The organism is Kocuria tytonicola (genome assembly GCF_003687175.1).
Classification (GTDB): Bacteria; Actinomycetota; Actinomycetes; order Actinomycetales; family Micrococcaceae; genus Kocuria; species Kocuria tytonicola.
In genome coordinates, this window is record NZ_RDEX01000001.1 from 707,164 (window position 1) to 726,424 (window position 19,261).

A 19,261-nucleotide genomic window follows, 5' to 3' on the forward strand; every position below is an offset into this window, starting at 1 on the left:
ATGCTGGGGTAGGAACACGACGCCGTCGCCCACCCTGCGCCGGCGGCACTCACGAGAACCAAGGAGAAACCCATGAACAAGGCGATGGACCTGCTCGGCACGGCCGCTTCCCTGGGCGGTGTGGCCCTGTCCAACAAGGCGCTGACCGTGGTCTGGAAGAAGGTCACGGGCAACGAGCCCCCCGCCAAGAACCCGGACGAGGACGAGGCCTGGCGGGACATCATCCTCTGGTCCCTGCTCACGGGCCTGGTGGGCACCGTCATCAAGGTGGGCATCTCCCGCCAGGTGGCCAAGATGCAGTCCGAGGACAACGACTCCGCGAAGACCTCGCAGACCGAGATCTGATCCGCGTGACCGCGGCCCCCGGGCTACGGCCCGCACCGCACGACGCCGCACGGCCGGGTACCCCGCGTACCCGGCCGTGCGTCGTCTAGACTGGGGGCTCAACGACAGGGGAGCGCCGCAGCGGCGCTGAGAGTGCGCGCGAGCGCAGACCCTCGAACCTGATCCGGTTCATACCGGCGCTAGGGAGTCGAGCATCTCAGGGGCACGGACGCACGGGCGTCCGCAGTCCCTCCCCTCCTGGAGTCTTCAGGAGGATCTTCATGACGCAGGTACGCAGCACCACCGCACGCACGTCCCCGGGCCGGGGGCCCCGCACGCAGTCGTGGCGGGTGGTGGACATCGTGGTGGCCGCCGTCCTGGCGGCGGTGTGCGCGGTGATCTTCTGGATGTGGTCCAACCTGCTGTACCCCGTGGTGTCCACGAGTGCCGTGGCGTACCCGCCCTCGGCCGGTCTCATCTCGGGCGGCTGGCTCGTGGCGGGCACCCTCGGCGCGCTGATCATCCGCAAGCCCGGCGCCGCACTGTTCTGCGAGTTGCTGGCCGCCGTGCTGGAGGGCTTCCTGGGCACGCACTTCGGCTGGACCGTGGTGATCTCGGGCCTCGTGCAGGGCCTGGGCGTGGAGCTCGTGTTCCTCCTCACCGGGTACCGGCGCTTCGGGCTGCTGGTCGCGACCCTCGGCGGAGCCGTCTCCGGGCTGTTCCTCGGTGTGAGCGAGGACATCATGTACAACTACGAGTGGGCCGCGGACCAGAAGGTGGTCTATGCCGCTCTGACCACGATCTCCGGCGCCGTGATCGCCGGTGCCCTGATGTGGTTCGTGGTGCGGGCGCTGCAGGCCACCGGGGTGCTGGGTGCCCTCGCGTCCGGGGCCGCGCGCCGATGACGGCGGCGGGGCCCGTCCCCGCGGGTGCGGCGGTGGAGCTCCGCCGTTTCGGCTGGCACTACCCCGGCCGGCAGGACGCGAGCCTGAGGGAGGTCACCACCACCGTGGCGCCGGGGGAGCGGGTGCTGCTGCTGGGCCCCTCGGGGGCGGGCAAGTCCACCCTGCTGCAGGCGCTCGCCGGGGTGGAGCAGGACCCGGACGGCCAGTCCGGCTCGGGCGAGGTGCTCGTGGACGGGGCGGACCCCCGGGACGCCCGGGGCGCCGTCGGGTTCATGCACCAGGACCCCGAGACGCAGGTGGTGCTCTCACGCGTGGGGGACGACGTCGCCTTCGGGCTGGAGAACCTGGCCGTGCCACGCGAGCAGATCTGGCCGCGCGTGCGGGACGCACTGGAGCGCGTGGGGCTGGACCTGCCGCTCGAGCACCCCACCACCGCGCTGTCCGGCGGGCAGAAGCAGCGCCTCGCGCTCGCCGGTGTGCTCGCGATGCGTCCGCGCCTGCTGCTGCTGGACGAGCCCACCGCGAGCGTGGACGGGCAGGGCGCCCAGGAGCTGTGCGGCGCCGTAGCCCGGGCCGTGCGGGGCGAGGGGATCACCCTGGTGGTCGTGGAGCACCGCGTGGCCCTGTGGGAATCCGTGGTGGACCGGGTGGTGGTGCTGGACGAGCACGGCCGCGTGGCCTTCGACGGGCCCACGCACGAGACCCTCCACGAGGCCCGGGCCCTGCTGCAGGAGCAGGGCACGTGGGTTCCCGGCTGGGTCCCCGAGACCCGCACGCCGGCGCACCGCTCGGACAGCCGTGCCCCCGCCACCGGCACCGGCCCAGCCTCCCGTTCCCCGTCCGTCGAGGCCCCTGCCACAGTTCCTGTCACTGCAACTGCAACTGCAACTGCAACTGCGACTGCGACCCCTGCGGCGTCCGACGGCGCGGTGCTGCTGAGCGCGCGGGATCTCGCGGTCTCGCGCGTGCAGCCCACACGGCGCGCGGTGGCGCGCAGGCGACGTCGTGCGCGGGCGGCGTGGCGGCGCGGCCGGGAGGCCCCGGAGCCCGCAGCCGTGCCGGACGTGCCGGTGGCCGCGGAGAACATCTCGCTGGACGTGCGCGCGGGGCGCGCGCTGGCCGTGACCGGGGTGAACGGGGCGGGCAAGTCCACCCTGGCGCTGACCCTCGCGGGGCTGCTCGTGCCCGTGCGCGGCACGGTCCGGGCCAGCGCCCGGCTGGCGGGGGACGCCCCCCGGGACCCCTCCCTGTGGGACGGCGGCGAGCTCGTCGCCCGCGTGGGCACGGTGTTCCAGCACCCCGAGCACCAGTTCCTGCGCCCCACCGTGCGGCAGGAGCTCGAGTTCGGTCCCGAGCAGCTGCGCCGCCGGGTCAGCGCCGCGCACCGCACGGATCCGCCCGCACCGGAGGACGACGCCGCTCGCGTGGCAGAGCTATTGCACCGCCTCCGCCTGGCGGACCTCGCGGACGCCAACCCCTTCACGCTCTCCGGGGGGCAGAAACGGCGGCTGTCCGTGGCCACGGTGCTCGCGGCCGCGCCGGACGTGCTCATCCTGGACGAACCCACGTTCGGCCAGGACGCGCGGACGTGGCAGGAGCTCGTGGACCTCCTCGTCACGGAGCTGGACCGGGGAACCGCGGTGGTCGCGGTGACCCACGACCGTGACCTGATCGACGCCCTCGCGGCCGAGGAACTGGAGCTGGGTGCATGAGCACCGTCACCGCACCGTCTATGTTTGCGCCCCGCACCGGGTTCCTGGCGCGCGCCAACCCCGTGGTCAAGCTGCTGGGGGCGCTGCTGATCACCCTGATGATCGTGGTGAGCGCGGACCCGGTCACCAACGCCGTGGCGCTCGCGGGCCAGCTCGTGCTGCTCGCGGGCGTGGGGCTGGGCCCGTGGCGGCTTCTCACCACCCTGTGGCCCGTCGTGCTGGCCGCCGTGATCAGCGGCTGGGGCACCGCGATGCTCTCCACCGCGGGCGGTCCCGTGCTGCTGCACGTGGGGTGGGTGAGCATCACCACCGGGTCGCTGGCGGCCGGTGCCGCGATCGCCCTGCGCGGACTGGCCATCGCCCTGCCCGGGATCACCGTGCTGCTGACCACCGATCCCACGGACCTCGCGGACGGTCTCGCGCAGACGCTCCGGTTGCCCGCGCGGTTCGTGCTCGCGGCACTCGCCGCCCTGCGACTCGTGGAGGTCATGGTCACCGAGTGGGGTGTGCTCGCGGCGGCCCGCCGGGCCCGTGGGGCCGGCGGCGGACGCGGACCGTGGAACGCGCTGCGGGAGTTCGGCGGCCAGGCCTTCACGCTGCTCGTGCAGTCCCTGCGCCGGGCCACGCGGCTCGCCATGACCATGGAGGCCCGCGGCTTCGGCGCGGGCCCGCGCACGTGGGCGCGCACGCTGCACTACGGCCGCGTGGACGTGCTCGTGGGCGCCGCCGTGGTGCTGACCGCCGTGGGGGCACTGGCGGTGTCGATGTCCCTGGGCACGCACCGGTTCATCTGGCAGTGAGCGGCGGGCCGAGCCGCATCAGGCGCCCACCAGGAAGTCCGTGAGCGTCCGCGTGAGCCGCTCGTCCGTGGGCACCGGGTGACCGTCCACCGAGGTCACGGGTGCGGCCAGGCGCACGGAGGACGTGAGCCACACGGCGCTCGCCGTCAGGAGGTCCTCGGGGTGCAGGGGTCCGTAGTCCACACCCCAGCCGTGGCGCCGGGCGGCGTCGAAGATCCGGGCCTGGGAGGTGCCCGGGAGAACGCCGCGGGACGGTTCGGGCGTGAGCAGGGTGGGAGCGGCGTCGCCGTCCCGGACGCGGGCGCAGACCACGGAGGACGTGGCGCCCTCCAGGATCCGGCGGTCCGTGGACGTCACGAACACCGCGTCCTGCGCGCCCCGGCTGCGGGCATGGCGCACGGCCGCCATGTTCACGGCGTAGGAGAGCGTCTTCACACCGGGCAGCAGCCACGGCAGCCCGGCGTCCTCGGCGGGGTCGTGGCCGCGCTCCAGCAGCAGGACGGACACGCCGTCCCGGCGGGCCGCGAACGTGGCCCCGGGAACGGGGGAGGCCGTGAGCCACGCCCACGGCTCCCCGTCCGGGGTGCCGCGCGCCACGGTCAGCTTCACGGCGTGCTCCGCGCCGAGGTCGCGCGACGGGTCACGGGAACCGGGCGCGGCGGCGTGGAGGGCGAGCTCCAGCGCGGTGCGGCACGTGGCCGCCGACGGCGCGGGCAGCTCCGCGGCGGCCGCGGAGGCGCGCAGCCGTGCGTGGTGGGCGTCGAACTTGTAGGCCACCCCGTCCAGGACGTGCAGGGTCTCGAAGACGCCGTCCCCGCGGGTGAGTGCCTGGTCCTCCAGGCCCACGTGGGGCAGGGTGGGATCCACGAGCCGCGGCTGCCCGGTGAGCGGGGAGATGATGACGGCCGTGGCTCGCGCGCCGCGGGGTGTCACGGGGTCTCGCGCTCCGGGGCGGTGGACGGCTCCAGGGACGGCCCGGGGAGGATGATGTCCGCGGCCTCCCACACGGGGTCCCCGGCGAGGTACTCCGCCTCCTGCGCGGCCCACTCGTCCCAGTGCGCGTCGTAGGCGCCGCCGTCGCGGGCCAGCGCGCGCTGCCTGCGCTGCGCCGTGGGCAGCTCCACCCAGACGGAGGTGTCGAGCAGGGCACGGGCCTCCCGGTGGCACGCCCCCACGCCCTCCACGAGCACGATCTCCGCCGTGCGCGTGAGGCGCGGGGTGCCGGGCTCGTTGGTGAGCCAGTCCCACGCCGTCCAGTGGGCGTCCGCACCGCGCCGCAGGGGCTCGAGCACCTCGGAGAAGTACATGCCCATGCCCCGGACCAGGCCGTCCCACCCGGGGTAGAGGTCCTCCAGCCGGAACACGACGACGTCGTGCGAGCGGCGCAGCACCTCCGCGAGCTGGTCCGTGAGCGTGGTTTTGCCCGCGCCGGAGCGGCCGTCGATGCCCACGATGCACGGCTTGCGCGTGATGGGCGGCAGCAGCCGCGCGAGGTTGACGCCGTCCGGGAAACGGGCGGTCTCGTCGTCCTGGAAGCCCTCCTCGGGTCCGATCACCGGGTGGTCACCCGTTCCTGGAGCCACGCGACCAGCCCGGGGGTGGCCGCACGGATCTGCTCCCACGCGGTGGCGAAGTCCTCCGAGCCGCCGTACCAGGGGTCCGCGATGTCCAGGTCCTCGCCGGTGCCGGTGGCCTCGGGGTCGAAGCTGCGCATCATCCGCACCTTCCCGGCGTCCGCCGAGTTCAGGCGCTGCAGCAGCTGCCGCCGGTGGGAGTCCGTCATGGCCAGCAGCAGGTCCGCGTCCGCGAGCTCCTCGTCCGTGATGCGGTGGGCACTGTGCTCGGGCAGCTCCAGCCCGTTGCGGGTCAGCACGCTCTGCGCGCGCGGGTCCACGGGGCGCCCGTGCTCCTCGTCGCTCACACCCGCGGAGGACACGCGGACGCGGTCCGCGAGTCCCGCGCGTTCCACCTCGGCCCGGAGCAGGGCCTCGGCCATGGGGGAGCGGCAGATGTTGCCGGTGCACACCGTGACGATATCGACCATGGACACCACTGTACGGAAAATCCCCTCCCTGCGGTGGTGCTCAGGGCGCCGTACCGCCTGACCACGTCTGCCGCTCGATCCCGGCCAGCAGCAGGTCCAGTCCCGCGACGTACTCCGCGCGGTCGTCGTGGCGGCGGAACTCCCCGAGGATCGAGTGCACGAACGGGAACTCCCGTGGGCTCGCGTGGTCCCAGCGCTCGAGCTGCTCGCGGAACATCTCCTCCGCGTTCACGGCGTCCCGCAGCTGCTGGCGCTGGGAGATCTCCGCCCCCATGCCGGACGCGTAGTTGGTGACCGCGAGCGACGCGTGGAACTGCTGCGTCGTGGTGAGCTCCATGCGCTGCAGGATCTGCCCGGTGCACTCCCACGTGCGCAGCGCGTTCTCCTCGTCCGGGCCGGCGTTGACGAGCTGCGCCGCGAGCCACCGGTGGGCCAGCATCTGGGAGAAGAGGCACAGCGAGAAGCACCGCAGGTCCGCGAGGGCCGCCGCGGTGGCCGCGCTGGTGCGCCCGTCCGGTGCGGGCGCCGCGAAGTCCGTGAACTGCTCCGGCGCACTCCTGGAACCCTCCCGCAGGGCCTGGAACTCGTGCAGCGCACGACCCAGCACCTCGTCCGCGACCATGGCCATCAGATCGTCCTTGCCGGACGCGTACCAGTAGAGGCTCGCCACGCCGCTGTCGAGCTCCGCGGCCAGGTTGCGCAGCGTGAGCCGCTGGGCTCCGTCCCGGTCCAGCATGGTGATCGCCGTGTCCACGATCGCGTCCACGGACAGGGAGGCACGACGTCGCCCGCTCGCCCGTCCGCCCCCGCCCCGCGTTCTCGGGTCCCGCCCGCCGGACGGTCCGCGCGGGGCGCGCCGGCTCCCGGGGGCGGAGCCGGAGACCGAGCCGGCGCGCGGCGGCGTCGGGCGGTGAGGGTCGCGGTGCTGCGGCGAGTCGCGGAAAGGGCTGCCGGCGGGGCCGGATGGGGGCGTCATGCGGATCACGATAGCGAGGTGTTGCGCCGGATCAAACATCGTTCTATTCTCGAACGCAATTCGATAAGTCGAACGGTGTTCGACGTGAGAAAGGACCTCCCATGACTCAGACGATCGACGGCCGCGCCCGTCACCGGGGCACGAGTGCCCCGCAGAGCTTCCGCGCGGCGTGGCCCGCGCTGCTGGGGCTGTGCCTCACCCAGCTGGTGGAAATGGTGGACAACTCCATCCTCAACGTGGCCGTGCCCGTGATCGGCCGGGACCTGGACGCGAGTCCCACGGATCTGCAGTGGATCGTGGGCGCCTACTCCCTGACCTTCGGCGGTCTGCTCATGGTGGGCGGCACCCTGGGGGACAAGCTCGGACGACGCCGCACCATCTCGTGGGGTCTGGCGCTCTTCGGGCTCGCGGGGCTCGCCGTGCTGCTGGTGCAGACCCCGGCCCAGCTCATCGCCGTGCGCGCGGTCTCCGGCGCGTTCGCGGCGATGATCGCCCCCATCACCATGTCCCTGCTCTTCCGGCTGTTCGACCGGGACGACCTGCGGGGCCGGGCCATCGGGCTCATCATGACGGTCTCGATGATCGGATTCGCGGTGGGGCCCACGCTCGCGGGACTGGCCCTGGAGCACATGCCCTGGCAGATGCTGCTCGTGCTCAACGCGCCGGTGGCCCTGGTCGCGTGGCTCGGCGTGCGGCTGGGCCTGGACCGGGACCGGCCCGAGGACCTGCGCGGCGGCGCCGCGGACGTGCCCGGTGCGATGCTGTCCGTGGCGGCCCTGGGGCTGCTGCTCTCCACGTTCACCGCGGGGGTCGAGTTCGGATGGCTGGACCCGCGCACCCTGCTGGTGCTCGCGGGCGGGCTGCTCGCCCTGGCTGGCTTCGTTCGGCGTGAGCGCACCGCCGCAGCGCCCATGCTGGACCTCTCCCTGTTCCGCATCCCCACGGTGCGGGGCTCCGCGATCCTGCAGACCTCCGTGATGACAGCAATGGCGGGTGTGATGTTCGTGTCCACCCAGCTCTACCAGTTCGCGTGGGGCTGGACCCCGCTGCAGGCCGGGCTCGCGAACCTGCCGTTCGTGGTGGGCATGATGGGAGCCGGGCCCTTCGTGGACCGTGCCGTGGCCGCGTGGGGGCACCGCCGCACCTCGCTGTACGCGGTGCTGGTGCTGCTCGCGAGCCTCGCGGTGTGGATCTACGCCGTGGGCCACACCTTCTTCTGGTGCGCCCTGGGCATGCTGATGATGACGGTGGCCATGCGCGCCGTCATGACCACGGGGGCGGTGGCACTGCTGGGTGCCCTGCCCGAGAGCCACACGTCCATTGGATCCGCCCTGAACGACACCGCCCAGGAGCTCGGCAACGCGGTGGGTCTGGCCGTGGTGGGGACCGTGATGGCCTCCGTGGTCGGAACCGTCCTGCCCGCGGGAGCCTGGGACGCCGCGACCGTCTCGGCGTTCGTGCACTCGCAGCAGATCTCCTTCGCCCTGCTGGCGGTGCTCGTGGTGGTGCTCGCCGCGGTGGGCATCCGCACCCTCACCGACTCGCGGGAGACCGAGGAGCACTGAGCCGGCGGGGACCGGAACCGGCAGACGAAGAGCGGGGTGCACGTCCGGGGACGTGCACCCCGCTCTGCGGTGGTGCCACGAGGTGGCGCTGCGCGGACCTAGTGGGTGCTGGTGTTCTTGGGCTTGGTCTGGTCCCAGGGGGCCTCACCCTCGGGGGTGCCGTCCACGATGTCGTCCACGGCGGAGGAGACCCAGCGGGACTTGTACCGGAAGTCCGTCTCATCGCCGTTCTCGTCCGTCTGCCGGTACCACTCGGTGATGGCCGGGGCGTGCGAGTCGAACGAGTCACCGGCCGCCCGGTGGCCTTCGGCGTGCTCCACCTGCAGAGCGAAGTTGTCGCCGTGCTCCGACAGGCCCGTGGCCACGGCCTTCTCCACCGCGGAGAGCGCGAAGCGGGACCGCAGCGTGGCCGGGTCGTTGCGCAGGTCGCGGTAGAGGGCGAGCATCATGAGCGCGAGGATCACGGCGAAGGGCAGCGCGGAGACGATGACCAGGTTCTGCATGCCGGCCAGGGCGTCGTCGCCGCCCACCAGCAGCATGACGACCGCGATGCCCGCGAGGCACACGCCCCAGAAGATCACGATCCACTTGCTGGGGTCCGGGCGCCCGCGCTGGGTCATGGTGCCCATGACCACGGACGCGGAGTCAGCACTGGTCACGAAGAAGATGCCGATCACGACCATGGCGAGCACCGACGTCACGCCGGTCAGCGGCAGCTGGTCGAAGAGCCCGAAGAGCATGGACTCCGAGCCGTCCGCCACCGAGAGGTCCGCGCCCTGCTTGGCGAAGTACATGGCCGAACCGCCGAAGACGATGAACCACAGCACGCACACGGACGCGGGGACCACGAGGACCACGGTCACGAACTGGCGGATGGAGCGGCCGCGGGAGATCTTGGCGATGAACATGCCCACGAACGGGGACCAGGACAGCCACCAGGCCCAGTAGTACACGGTCCAGGTGTTGGAGAACTTGGCACTGTCCGGGCCCCAGGCCGCGGACTGTCCGGTCATGAACAGGAACTCCTGCAGGTACGTGGAGAACGTGGACGGGATCAGCGTGAGCAGGAAGACCGTGGGACCCACGAAGAACACGAACAGCGCGAGCACGAACGCCAGCGTGAGGTTGATGTTCGAGAGGTAGCGGATGCCGCGGGAGACGCCCGAGACCGCCGAGATGATGAAGCCCACGGACAGCACGGCGATGATCACGATCAGCGCGTTGTTGCCCAGTTCGCCGATGCCGCCCACGATCGAGATGCCGGAGCCGATCTGCATGGCACCCACGCCCAGCGAGGCGGCGGTGCCGAAGAGGGTGGCGAAGATGGCGAACACGTCGATCAGCTTGCCCAGGGGGCCGTCCACGCGCTTGTGGCCCAGCAGGGCCGTGAACACGCGGGAGATCAGGGGGGCGCGGCCGCGGCGGTACGCACCGTAGGCCACGGAGACGCCCACCACGGCGTAGATGGCCCACGGGTTCAGGGCCCAGTGGAAGGCGGACTGCACCAGGGCGTAGACCACCATGGAGTCGCTGCCGGCCTCCGCGACGTGGTTGAAGCCGGGGATCCCGCCCTCGAAGTAGCTCATGGGCTCGAACGCGCCGTAGAACATGAGTCCGATGCCCATTCCGGCGGCGAAGAGCATGGCGAGCCACGAGAAGAAGGAGTACTCGGGCTCCTCGTCGTCACGCCCGAGCTTGATCCGGCCGGTGCGGGTGAACCCGATGAAGAGCATGAAGAACACGGCCGCGGTGGACAGCAGGATGAAGAACCACCCGGTGTTCGCGGTCACCCAGGACAGGGCCGTGGAGGACACGGCGGAGAGGTTGTCGGTGCCCAGGACGCCCCAGGCGATGAACGCCACGATGAGCAGGGCGGTGATGGTGAACACGGCCTTGTCGGTGTCGAAGCGGACCTTGCGGTCCTCCACACCCACGCCCGGCACGAGTGCGGGGTGGATCCCGTGGGGGTAGGTGAGCTCGTGGATGATCTGCCGGCTGCGGGAGGTGGACCCCGCCGTCGATCCGGGCTCTGCGGCCGCTTCGGGCGACTGTTGTCGGTCGGGGGAGTGGGGTGGCGTGCTCAAGACAGTTCTCCTGACTGCTGCGGGGGGAGTGTTCGACGTCGTGATGGTGTGGTGCGTCTCCCGTGAACGATGTGCATGCGCGACGCCCGGCGGCGGTACCGACAGGGTGATGTCCCGGAGCCGACCGTTTCGCCGTGGGCGTACAAACCCCCGATTGTAATGCTCCGTTGGTAGGCGCCCTAACTCAGCATGACGGCGGCGCGTTGCAGTTGAGTGATCCCGGCTCAACTTTGGTTGACATCCCCCACTCAATGTGTAGACTTGAGTCCTGAAAGCTCAAGTCTTCAGAAGGCCCGTTCCGGCCGCCCGGTCGGCGGCCCCGGGCCGAAGCAGCACAACGAAAGGACCAACACATGTCTCGCGCAGTGGGAATCGACCTCGGCACCACCAACTCCGTGGTGGCTGTTCTCGAGGGCGGCGAGCCCGTCGTCATCGCGAACGCCGAGGGCAACCGCACCACCCCGTCCGTCGTGGCCTTCTCCAAGGACGGCGAAACCCTCGTGGGTGACGTCGCCAAGCGTCAGGCCGTGACCAACGTGGACCGCACCGTGGCCTCCGTGAAGCGCCACATGGGCACCGACTGGACCACCGAGATCGACGGCAAGAAGTACACCCCCCAGGAGATCTCCGCCCGCACGCTCATGAAGCTCAAGGCGGACGCGGAGTCCTACCTGGGCGACAAGGTCACGGACGCCGTGATCACCGTCCCCGCCTACTTCAACGACGCCGAGCGCCAGGCCACCAAGGAGGCCGGTGAGGTGGCGGGCATGAACGTGCTCCGCATCGTCAACGAGCCCACCGCCGCGGCCCTGGCCTACGGCCTGGAGAAGGGCAAGGAGGACGAGCTCATCCTGGTCTTCGACCTCGGTGGCGGCACGTTCGACGTCTCCCTCCTGGAGGTCGGCAAGGACGAGGACGACTTCTCCACCATCCAGGTGCGCGCCACCGCCGGCGACAACCGGCTCGGCGGTGACGACTGGGACCAGCGCATCGTGGACTGGCTGCTGGAGCAGGTGAAGTCCAAGACCGGTGCTGACCTGTCCAAGGACAAGATCGCCCTGCAGCGCCTGAAGGAGGCGGCGGAGCAGGCCAAGAAGGAGCTGTCCTCCGCGACCTCCACCACCATCTCCCTGCAGTACCTGTCCGTGACTCCCGAGGGCCCGGTGCACCTGGACGAGAAGCTGTCCCGCGCCAAGTTCGAGGACCTCACCAAGGACCTGCTGGCCCGCACGGAGAAGCCGTTCAAGGACGTCATCGCCGAGGCCGGGATCAACGTCTCCGACATCAACCACGTGGTGCTCGTGGGTGGTTCCACCCGCATGCCCGCCGTGGTCGAGAAGGTCACCGAGCTCGCCGGCAAGGCCCCGAACAAGGGCGTGAACCCGGACGAGGTCGTGGCCGTGGGTGCCGCCATCCAGGCCGGTGTGCTCAAGGGCGACCGCAAGGACGTGCTGCTGATCGACGTGACCCCGCTGTCGCTGGGCATCGAGACCAAGGGCGGCGTGATGACCAAGCTCATCGAGCGCAACACGGCCATCCCCACGAAGCGCTCCGAGACCTTCACCACCGCGGAGGACAACCAGCCGTCCGTGTCCATCCAGGTCTTCCAGGGCGAGCGCGAGTTCACCCGGGACAACAAGAACCTGGGCACGTTCGAGCTGACCGGCATTGCGCCGGCTCCCCGCGGCATGCCGCAGATCGAGGTCACCTTCGACATCGACGCCAACGGCATCGTGCACGTGTCCGCCAAGGACAAGGGCACGGGCAAGGAGCAGTCGATGACCATCACGGGCGGCACCTCGCTGTCCAAGGAGGACATCGACCGCATGGTCAAGGACGCCGAGGCCAACGCGGACGCCGACAAGCAGCGCCGTGAAGCCGCGGACCGCCGCAACAACGCGGAGCAGACCGCGTACTCGGTGGAGAAGCTCATCAAGGACGACGAGGGCGCCATCCCCGAGGACGTCAAGACCGAGGTCCAGGCGGACGTGGACGCCGTCAAGGCCGCGCTCGAGGGCGATGACGACGACGCCGTCAAGACCGCGTTCGAGAAGCTGCAGTCCTCGCAGACCAAGATCGGTGAGGCGCTGTACGCCCAGTCCCAGGCCGAGGGCGCCGCGGGTGCCCAGCCGGGTGCCGAGGGTGCCGCCGGCGCCCAGGCCAAGGACGACGACGACATCGTCGACGCCGAGGTCGTGGACGACGACAACGACGGGAAGAAGTGAGCATGAGCGATTCCGAGAACACCCAGGGTGGCGGCCAGTCCGTGCCGGAGGATCCGGAGCAGCCCGCTCGCCCCGACCAGGACAGCGCCGAGGGGCAGGAGGGGCTCACCGTGGACGACATCCTCGACACCCCCCAGTCCCAGGACGCAGAGGCCGCGGACGCGGCGTCGTCGGACGGCGACGCCGCCCCGGCGGGCGACTCCGAGGGCCACCGGCTCGCGGAGGAGCGTCTCGAGGACCTGCGTCGGCTGCAGGCGGAGTTCGTGAACTTCAAGAACCGCACGGCACGGGAGAAGGACCAGCTGCGGGACTTCGTGTCCGGCGAGATGATCGCCGCGCTGCTGCCGGTGCTGGACGACGTGGACGCCGCCCGCAAGGCGGGGGACCTCGAAGAGGGTCCGTTCGCGGCGATCGCCACCAAGCTCGAGGACGCACTGGTCAAGAAGGGTCTCACCCGCATCGGTGAGGTGGGGGAGAACTTTGACCCCACCATCCACGAGGCCGTGATGCAGCAGCCCACCGACGAGGTGGAGCCGGACCACGTGTCCATGGTGCTGCGCTCGGGCTTCAAGGTGGGCAACCGGGTGGTCCGGGCGGCCCAGGTGGCCGTGGCGGCGCAGCCGTAAGGCACACCATCTCCTCGGGGCGGGTCCACATGACGGGACCCGCCCCGAGCCGCACCGAGGAAGAACTCACAGGAAGGAGGCGTCATGGCCAGTCAGGACTGGATCGACAAGGATTTCTACAGCGTGCTGGGCGTCTCCAAGGACGCATCCCAGGCGGACGTCAAGAAGGCGTACCGCAAGCTGGCCCGCACGTACCACCCGGACCAGAACCCGGGGGACGCGGCCGCGGAGAAGAAGTTCAAGGACATCACCGAGGCCAATGCGGTGCTGTCCGACCCCGAGGAGCGTGAGCAGTACGACGCCATCCGCGCCATGGGCTCCGGCGCCCGTTTCACGGCCGGTGGACCCGGCGGGGCGGGTGGTGCCGGCGGCGCGGGCTTCGAGGACATCTTCGGGGACCTGTTCAACGGCGGCGGGGGCGGCGGACGTCGGCGCTACACCACCTCCAGCGGTGGTGGCGGCGGGGGTTTCGAGGACCTCTTCGCGCAGTTCGGGGGTGCCCAGGGCGGCAACACCCGGTTCAGCACCGGGGGCGGCTTCGGCGGGCAGCCCGGCTTCGGGGGCCAGGGCGGCTACCAGGCACCTCCCACCAAGGGCGAGGACATCCACACCACCACCACCATCCCGCTGCGCTCCGCCTTCCGCGGCACCACGGTGAAGCTGCGCCGCGGCAACGGGCAGTCCACCACCGTGCGCGTCCCGCAGGGCGTGAAGGACGGCCAGCGCCTGAAGATCGCGGGCAAGGGCCACAGCGGGCCCGGGGGCAACGGCGACCTCTTCGTGACCGTCAAGGTCAAGGAGCACCCGTTCTTCACCCGTGAGGGCCAGGACGTCCACGTCACGGTGCCGCTCACCGTCTCCGAGGCCGGTCTGGGTGCCACGGTGCAGGTGCCCACCCTGGACGAGGGTCACGTGAACCTGAAGGTCCCCGCGGGCACGTCCTCCGGGCACCGCATGCGCGTCAAGGGCAAGGGCTTCACGTCCGGGTCCACCACGGGCAACATGATCGTCACCGTGCAGATCCAGCTGCCCGCGGACCTCGACGACGCCGCACGCGAGTCCCTGCGCGAGTTCGCCCGGGCCACGGAGGGCTTCGATCCCCGTGCGTCCCTGAGCGAGGAGGCGGCGAGCTGAGATGGCCCTGGACTTCACCCAGCCCGTCTTCGTGATCTCGGTGGCCGCCGAGCTCGCGGACATGCACCCGCAGACCCTGCGCCAGTACGACCGCATGGGTCTGGTGACCCCGTCCCGCGCCTCCGGGCGGGCACGGCGCTACTCCCAGATGGACGTGCAGAAGCTGCGCCAGATCCAGGAGCTCTCCCAGGAGGGGGTGTCCCTGGAGGGGATCAAGCGCATCATGCAGCTGGAGAACCAGGTGCAGGCGCTGCAGTCCCGGGTCACCGAGCTGTCCGAGGAGCTGGACCAGGAGCGCCAGGCACGGCGGGAGCGGGACATGATCTTCACCGCCGGTTCGGAGGGGGACGTGGTGCGGATCGCCCGCGGCACCCGCCGGGCACCGCGCAAGGTCTCGCAGGCACTCATGCTGTACCGCCCGGCCAAACCGGGCTCCGTCACCCACGACCGGGGAACAGAACGGGACGAGAACTCCCGTGACACTCCGGGACGCCCGGCGCGCCGGCGCAGCGCGCGCTGACCCTTCGCGGCTGGGCTCCGCGACGGTCGGCCCAGGGAGCTCTGAGGGGCCGCGCCGACGGTCCGTCCAGCGGGGCTCAGCGTGCGGTGACCCGCCGGGCCCATTGACGCAGAACGCCGCACCACCGAGGTGGCGCGGCGTTCTGCGTCTCTGCGGCCGGGCTCCTGCGGTCCGTGTTCCGGGCGCGAGGTTGGACCGAGGGGTCGGTGGCCTCAGCGACGCCGATAGGTCAGGTCACGGGGGATGCGCCCGGCCTCCGTGGCCTTGCGCTCGAAGCTCGTGAGGATCCGGCCGTCCCAGCGCGGGGCCCAGCCGGTCTCGGGGTGCTCGTCGTCCGCCACGGGCCCGGGGTGCAGGTTCTCGAAGTCCGCGTCCGAGGCGTCGAGCACCTCGCGCATGACTACCGCGTACTCCTGCCAGTCCGTGGCCAGGCGCCACAGCCCGCCCGGCGCGAGCACGCGGGCCGCGAGCTCCGCGAAGGCGGGGGAGACCAGGCGACGCTTGTGGTGGCGGGTCTTGTGCCAGGGGTCCGGGAAGAACACCCACAGCTCGCTGACGGATGCCGGTTCGAGCATGTGCTCGAGCACCTCGGGGGCGTTGGCCTGTGCCACGCGCACGTTCGTCACGCCCGCCTGCGCGGCCTTCATGAGCAGGTCCGCCACACCGGGCTTGTAGACCTCCACGGCCAGGTGATCCAGCTCGGGGTGTGCCACGGCGTGGGCCACGATCGCCTCGCCCAGCCCGGAGCCGATCTCCACCACGAGCGGTGCGGTGCGTCCGAACACGGCCTCGCGGTCCAGCCGGTAGGAGGGGTCCACGGAGGTGTCGGTCTGCACGCGGGGGATGTCCAGCACCCAGTCACCGGCGTGCTCGTCCCACGCCTTCTGGCGCTTGGGGGAGAGCCGGTCACCGCGGCGCACGAACGAGTACGGCTGCCGCGGGAACGCCACGGTGGCCGGGGCGCCGTCGCCGGCGGCAGGAGAGCCCGGCAGGGCGGCGTCGTCCGCGGAGGGCCGCGGTGCGGGGCGGTGTGCTTCGGAGGGCTGCGGAGTGCGGTCGCTGGATTCCATCGTGGAACATCCTAGGCGGGCCGTGAGGCAAGGTCACGACGCCGCGGGGCCAGCTCTAGGATTGAGGCCCACCCGCCCGCGAGCACCACCCGTGGGCACCCGACCCGCGCGATCCAGGAGATGCCGCATGCCCCAGGAGCACGAGTCGCCACACCCCGAGCCCCAGCACCCCGAGCCCCGGCACCCCGAATCGAAGGACCCGGCGCCGCCGCCCCGCAGCTCCCCGGGCCCCGAGCCCTCCGATCTGGTGCCCAGCAGGCTGGCGCTGGGCCCGCGCCGGGACCGGATCGTGCTCGTGGGCTCGCTCGGCATCCTCTCCGCCGTGAGCCCCATGGCCACGGACATGTACCTCGCGTCCCTGCCGCAGATGGCGCAGTGGTTCGGTGCGCCCGCGAGCCTGGTGCAGCTCACTCTGACCGCCTACATGGTGGGCATGGCCGCGGGGCAGTTCCTCCTGGGCCCCCTCTCTGACGTGCTCGGGCGCCGCCGGCTGATGATTGCGGGGAACCTGGTCTTCCTGCTGAGCTCCGCGGGGATCATCCTGGCCCCGGACGTGCGGCTCGTGCTCGCGCTGCGGCTGCTGCAGGGCGTTGCCGGGGCCGCCGGGGTGGTGATCGCGCGCGCCGTCGTCTCGGACATCGCCCGTGGCCGCAGGGCCGCGCAGCTGTACTCGGTGCTCTCGCTCATCACCTCCCTGGCCCCCGTGGTGGCACCGCTCGCGGGCGGGGTGATCGCCTCCGTGGCGGACTGGCGCACCGCCTTCGCGGTGCTCACGGTCTTCGGCGCGGTGATGCTCGCGTGCTCGGTGCTCGTGGTCCCGGAGACCCTGCCGCCGGACGCCCGCTCCCGGGGTGGGCTCGGGCGCACCCTCCGCAATGCGGGTGCCGTGCTGGGGGACCGCCCGTTCACGCTCTACGCCCTGAGCTTCGCGTTCGCGTTCGGAGCCCTGTTCTCCTACATCTCCGCCTCCTCGTTCGTGGTCCAGAACGTCCTGGGCTTCAGCGCCCTCGGCTACTCGGTGGTCTTCGCGCTCAACGCGTGCGGCTCGATCGTCACCGGCGTGGTCAACACGAGGATCGTGGGCACCCGCTCGCCCGAGTCCCTGCTGCTCGCCGGGGTCACCGGGCTCGCCGTGTTCTCCGGGCTGAACCTGGCCCTCGCGCTGCTGGGGGCGGTGGGCACCGTAACGCTCGCGCTGATCTTCCTGGCGCAGTCCTGCATGGGCTTCGTGCTGGGCAACGCCGTGGCCCTGGCCCAGCGCCGTGCGCAGGCCGTGCAGCTCGCGGGCACCGGCGCCGCCGTGGTGGGCACCGGGCAGTTCGTGATGGCCGGTCTCGTCACGCCGCTCACGGGCCTGGGCGGGGAGGACACCGCCGTTCCCATGCTGGTCTGCATGGCCGGGTGCGCCGTGGTCTCGGTGCTCCTCGTCCTCCGCGCCCGGCGCCACTGAACCACGACGCCGCCCGGTCCGGTCCGCGGCTCCCGCCCCGCCCTGGTGCCTTGGCGGCGCGGCACCCAGCCTCCCGTGTGTTCAACCGAACGGGCAGGTGAGGTGCGGGCACCCGGGCGGCCGTGCGGCGTCGTCGTCCCCCGAGCGAGGTGCGGCGGCGCGACATCGGGCCGCAACGACACGGATGGGGCGCACGTGCCGCGCGGAGTGTGGTTCACTGTGCCCAACAGTGACGTGCTTCACAGCTGCTCCGTGGCGTCCCGCCTCCCGCTCGAACGAGAGACACCTCCATGCTCGATTCGCTCCAAACCCTCCTCGACACGCTCGACGGCTTCGTCTGGGGGCCGTTCGTCCTGATCCCGCTGCTGCTGGGCACGGGCATCTACCTGACCGTCCGGCTGGCCGGGCTGCAGGTCACCAAGCTGGTCCCGGCGTTGCGGCTCGCCCTGTTCGAGCGCGCGGACAAGGACGCTCCCGGTGGTGACGTCTCCCAGTTCCAGGCCCTGACCACCGCGCTCGCGGCCACCGTGGGCACCGGCAACATCGTGGGCGTGGCCACCGCCATCTCGATCGGCGGGCCCGGTGCGCTGTTCTGGATGTGGGTCACGGGCATCCTGGGCATGGCGTCCAAGTACTCGGAGGCGTTCCTGGGCGTGCGCTTCCGCACCCGTGACGCCAAGGGAGAGATCTCCGGCGGCCCGCAGTACTACCTGTTCCGCGGCATCCCCAACGGGTTCGGCAAGTTCCTGTCCCTGTTCTTCGCGGTCGCCGCGGTGCTCGCGTCCTTCGGCATCGGCAACATGACCCAGGGCAACTCGATCTCCGCGAACGTGGAGTCCTCGTTCGGCGTGCCCGTGTGGATCACCGGCGCCGTGCTGGCCGTGCTGACGCTGCTCGTGCTCGTGGGCGGCATCAAGTCCATCGGCAAGGTGACCTCCGCGCTCGTGCCCGTGATGATCATCTTCTACGTGCTGGGTGCGCTGTTCATCCTGGTGGTCAACATCGGCGCCGTGCCCGCGGCGTTCGGCACCATCTTCGCGTCCGCATTCACCGGCCACGCGGCCGTGGGCGGCTTCGCGGGCTCCCTGCTCATCGTCGTGGTGCAGATGGGTGTGGCCCGAGGCATCTTCTCCAACGAGTCGGGCATGGGCTCCGCGGCGATCGCGGCGGCCGCCGCACAGACCACCCACCCGGTGCGCCAGGGTCTGGTGTCCATGACTCAGACGTTCATCGACACCATCATCGTGGTGACCTGCACGGGCCTCGTGATCGTGACCACCGGCGTGTGGCAGCAGGGCGAGGACTTCGCGGCCACCATGACCGGGGACGCCTTCAGCCACGGCCTGCCCGGCGGCTGGGGCCACCTGATCGTGACCCTGGGCCTGGTGCTCTTCGCGTACTCCACCATTCTGGGCTGGGCCTACTACGGCGAGCGCTGCATGGAGCGGTTGTTCGGCCGCGGTGCGGTGATGCCGTACCGCGTGTTCTTCTCGGTCATCGTGTTCGTGGGCTGCAGCGTGCCGCTGGCGATCGTGTGGTCCTTCGCGGACCTCATGAACGGTCTCATGGCCATCCCCAACCTGATCGGCCTGCTCATCCTCTCCGGCCTGGTGGCCCGGGAGACCAGGCACTACCTGCGCAACGATCCGCACCTGCGCGCGGACAAGCTGCAGGTGGACGGTTTCATGGACGGGCACCCCGGCGCGATCGACAGCTACGTCCTGCCGGGTGAGACCGCGCCGCGCTCCGCGCGCTGAGCCGCTCCGCACCAGTCGTCGCCCCGGACGCCCGTGCGGCGCCACCTGCGACGACGCCGCGGGCCCGCC

The 19,261-nt window shown here is 71.4% G+C and carries 17 protein-coding genes and 1 riboswitch; of the genes, 11 read left to right on the forward strand and 6 right to left on the reverse strand.

Features of this window, described 5'->3' with window-relative positions; translation table 11 throughout:
* Positions 1-72 precede the first annotated feature (72 nt).
* The 4 genes from EAE32_RS03190 (at position 73) to EAE32_RS03205 (ending at position 3,741) form a co-directional block, all read left to right on the forward strand.
* Entirely contained in the window at positions 73-345 is a 273-nt protein-coding gene (locus EAE32_RS03190) for a DUF4235 domain-containing protein (RefSeq protein WP_121845331.1), read from the forward strand.
* Positions 346-441: 96 nt separating this feature from the next.
* Positions 442-548: riboswitch (TPP riboswitch) on the forward strand.
* Positions 549-605: 57 nt separating this feature from the next.
* Entirely contained in the window at positions 606-1,229 is a 624-nt protein-coding gene (locus EAE32_RS03195; protein WP_121864156.1) for an ECF transporter S component, read from the forward strand.
* Positions 1,226-2,941 carry an ABC transporter ATP-binding protein gene (locus EAE32_RS03200; protein ID WP_121864157.1) on the forward strand — a complete coding sequence of 572 codons (1,716 nt, stop codon included), beginning with the start codon at positions 1,226-1,228 and terminating at the stop codon, positions 2,939-2,941. The genes EAE32_RS03195 and EAE32_RS03200 overlap by 4 nt, the downstream gene beginning before the upstream one ends.
* On the forward strand, positions 2,938-3,741 hold the full coding sequence (locus EAE32_RS03205; RefSeq protein WP_121864158.1) for an energy-coupling factor transporter transmembrane component T family protein: 804 nt from the start codon (positions 2,938-2,940) through the stop codon (positions 3,739-3,741). The genes EAE32_RS03200 and EAE32_RS03205 overlap by 4 nt, the downstream gene beginning before the upstream one ends.
* Positions 3,742-3,759: 18 nt before the next feature.
* Here EAE32_RS03205 and EAE32_RS03210 read toward each other — a convergent pair whose 3' ends face one another.
* Genes EAE32_RS03210 through EAE32_RS03225 form a run of 4 tightly spaced genes read right to left on the reverse strand, consistent with a single transcriptional unit; the run spans position 3,760 to position 6,539 of the window.
* Positions 3,760-4,674, reverse strand: coding sequence for an aminotransferase class IV (locus EAE32_RS03210; protein WP_121864159.1), 915 nt, complete (start codon positions 4,672-4,674; stop codon positions 3,760-3,762).
* Complete coding sequence (locus EAE32_RS03215; RefSeq protein WP_243635552.1) at positions 4,671-5,324, reverse strand: uridine kinase family protein; 654 nt, start codon at positions 5,322-5,324, stop codon at positions 4,671-4,673. The genes EAE32_RS03210 and EAE32_RS03215 overlap by 4 nt, the downstream gene beginning before the upstream one ends.
* On the reverse strand, positions 5,294-5,785 hold the full coding sequence (locus EAE32_RS03220; protein ID WP_121845359.1) for a low molecular weight protein-tyrosine-phosphatase: 492 nt from the start codon (positions 5,783-5,785) through the stop codon (positions 5,294-5,296). Before EAE32_RS03220 ends, EAE32_RS03215 begins: the two co-directional genes overlap by 31 nt.
* Before the next feature lie 40 nt (positions 5,786-5,825).
* Complete coding sequence (locus EAE32_RS03225) at positions 5,826-6,539, reverse strand: TetR/AcrR family transcriptional regulator (protein ID WP_121864770.1); 714 nt, start codon at positions 6,537-6,539, stop codon at positions 5,826-5,828.
* 323 nt (positions 6,540-6,862) lie between these two features.
* Here EAE32_RS03225 and EAE32_RS03230 point away from each other — a divergent pair, with 323 nt between their 5' ends.
* On the forward strand, positions 6,863-8,326 hold the full coding sequence (locus EAE32_RS03230) for an MFS transporter (RefSeq protein WP_121864160.1): 1,464 nt from the start codon (positions 6,863-6,865) through the stop codon (positions 8,324-8,326).
* Positions 8,327-8,424: 98 nt separating this feature from the next.
* Here EAE32_RS03230 and EAE32_RS03235 read toward each other — a convergent pair whose 3' ends face one another.
* Positions 8,425-10,410 (reverse strand): BCCT family transporter, encoded by a 1,986-nt coding sequence (locus EAE32_RS03235; RefSeq protein ID WP_121864161.1) that lies wholly within the window; start codon positions 10,408-10,410, stop codon positions 8,425-8,427.
* A 353-nt stretch (positions 10,411-10,763) separates the two neighbouring features.
* Between EAE32_RS03235 and dnaK the strand changes: the two genes are divergently transcribed.
* From dnaK to EAE32_RS11945, 4 genes are all read left to right on the forward strand, one after another.
* The gene (gene dnaK, locus EAE32_RS03240; protein ID WP_121846561.1) at positions 10,764-12,635 is read left to right on the forward strand and encodes a molecular chaperone DnaK; all 1,872 of its coding nucleotides are present in this window, start codon (positions 10,764-10,766) and stop codon (positions 12,633-12,635) included.
* 2 nt (positions 12,636-12,637) lie between these two features.
* Positions 12,638-13,261 (forward strand): nucleotide exchange factor GrpE, encoded by a 624-nt coding sequence (locus EAE32_RS03245; RefSeq protein ID WP_424321729.1) that lies wholly within the window; start codon positions 12,638-12,640, stop codon positions 13,259-13,261.
* Between the two features lie 84 nt (positions 13,262-13,345).
* The gene (locus tag EAE32_RS03250; RefSeq protein ID WP_121846562.1) at positions 13,346-14,395 is read left to right on the forward strand and encodes a DnaJ C-terminal domain-containing protein; all 1,050 of its coding nucleotides are present in this window, start codon (positions 13,346-13,348) and stop codon (positions 14,393-14,395) included.
* Position 14,396: 1 nt separating this feature from the next.
* Positions 14,397-14,915 carry a heat shock protein transcriptional repressor HspR gene (locus tag EAE32_RS11945; protein ID WP_240625200.1) on the forward strand — a complete coding sequence of 173 codons (519 nt, stop codon included), beginning with the start codon at positions 14,397-14,399 and terminating at the stop codon, positions 14,913-14,915.
* A 212-nt stretch (positions 14,916-15,127) separates the two neighbouring features.
* On the opposite strand, the gene trmB is transcribed toward EAE32_RS11945, so the two are convergent.
* On the reverse strand, positions 15,128-15,985 hold the full coding sequence (gene trmB / locus EAE32_RS03260; protein ID WP_121864162.1) for a tRNA (guanosine(46)-N7)-methyltransferase TrmB: 858 nt from the start codon (positions 15,983-15,985) through the stop codon (positions 15,128-15,130).
* A gap of 127 nt (positions 15,986-16,112) precedes the next feature.
* Here trmB and EAE32_RS03265 point away from each other — a divergent pair, with 127 nt between their 5' ends.
* Positions 16,113-17,435 carry a multidrug effflux MFS transporter gene (locus tag EAE32_RS03265; protein WP_121864163.1) on the forward strand — a complete coding sequence of 441 codons (1,323 nt, stop codon included), beginning with the start codon at positions 16,113-16,115 and terminating at the stop codon, positions 17,433-17,435.
* Between the two features lie 290 nt (positions 17,436-17,725).
* A complete protein-coding gene (locus EAE32_RS03270) occupies positions 17,726-19,192 on the forward strand; it encodes an alanine/glycine:cation symporter family protein (RefSeq protein WP_121864164.1) in 1,467 nt (488 codons plus the stop codon).
* The last annotated feature ends 69 nt before the right edge of the window (positions 19,193-19,261 follow it).

Coding starts and splice junctions, on each gene's coding strand:
- EAE32_RS03190 (WP_121845331.1), top strand. CDS start 73: ATGAACAAGGCGATGGACCTGCTCGGCACGGCCGCTTCCCTGGGCGGT.
- EAE32_RS03195 (WP_121864156.1), top strand. CDS start 606: ATGACGCAGGTACGCAGCACCACCGCACGCACGTCCCCGGGCCGGGGG.
- EAE32_RS03200 (WP_121864157.1), top strand. CDS start 1,226: ATGACGGCGGCGGGGCCCGTCCCCGCGGGTGCGGCGGTGGAGCTCCGC.
- EAE32_RS03205 (WP_121864158.1), top strand. CDS start 2,938: ATGAGCACCGTCACCGCACCGTCTATGTTTGCGCCCCGCACCGGGTTC.
- EAE32_RS03220 (WP_121845359.1), bottom strand. CDS start 5,785: ATGGTCGATATCGTCACGGTGTGCACCGGCAACATCTGCCGCTCCCCC.
- EAE32_RS03230 (WP_121864160.1), top strand. CDS start 6,863: ATGACTCAGACGATCGACGGCCGCGCCCGTCACCGGGGCACGAGTGCC.
- dnaK (WP_121846561.1), top strand. CDS start 10,764: ATGTCTCGCGCAGTGGGAATCGACCTCGGCACCACCAACTCCGTGGTG.
- EAE32_RS03245 (WP_424321729.1), top strand. CDS start 12,638: ATGAGCGATTCCGAGAACACCCAGGGTGGCGGCCAGTCCGTGCCGGAG.
- EAE32_RS03250 (WP_121846562.1), top strand. CDS start 13,346: ATGGCCAGTCAGGACTGGATCGACAAGGATTTCTACAGCGTGCTGGGC.
- EAE32_RS11945 (WP_240625200.1), top strand. CDS start 14,397: ATGGCCCTGGACTTCACCCAGCCCGTCTTCGTGATCTCGGTGGCCGCC.
- trmB (WP_121864162.1), bottom strand. CDS start 15,985: ATGGAATCCAGCGACCGCACTCCGCAGCCCTCCGAAGCACACCGCCCC.
- EAE32_RS03265 (WP_121864163.1), top strand. CDS start 16,113: ATGCCCCAGGAGCACGAGTCGCCACACCCCGAGCCCCAGCACCCCGAG.
- EAE32_RS03270 (WP_121864164.1), top strand. CDS start 17,726: ATGCTCGATTCGCTCCAAACCCTCCTCGACACGCTCGACGGCTTCGTC.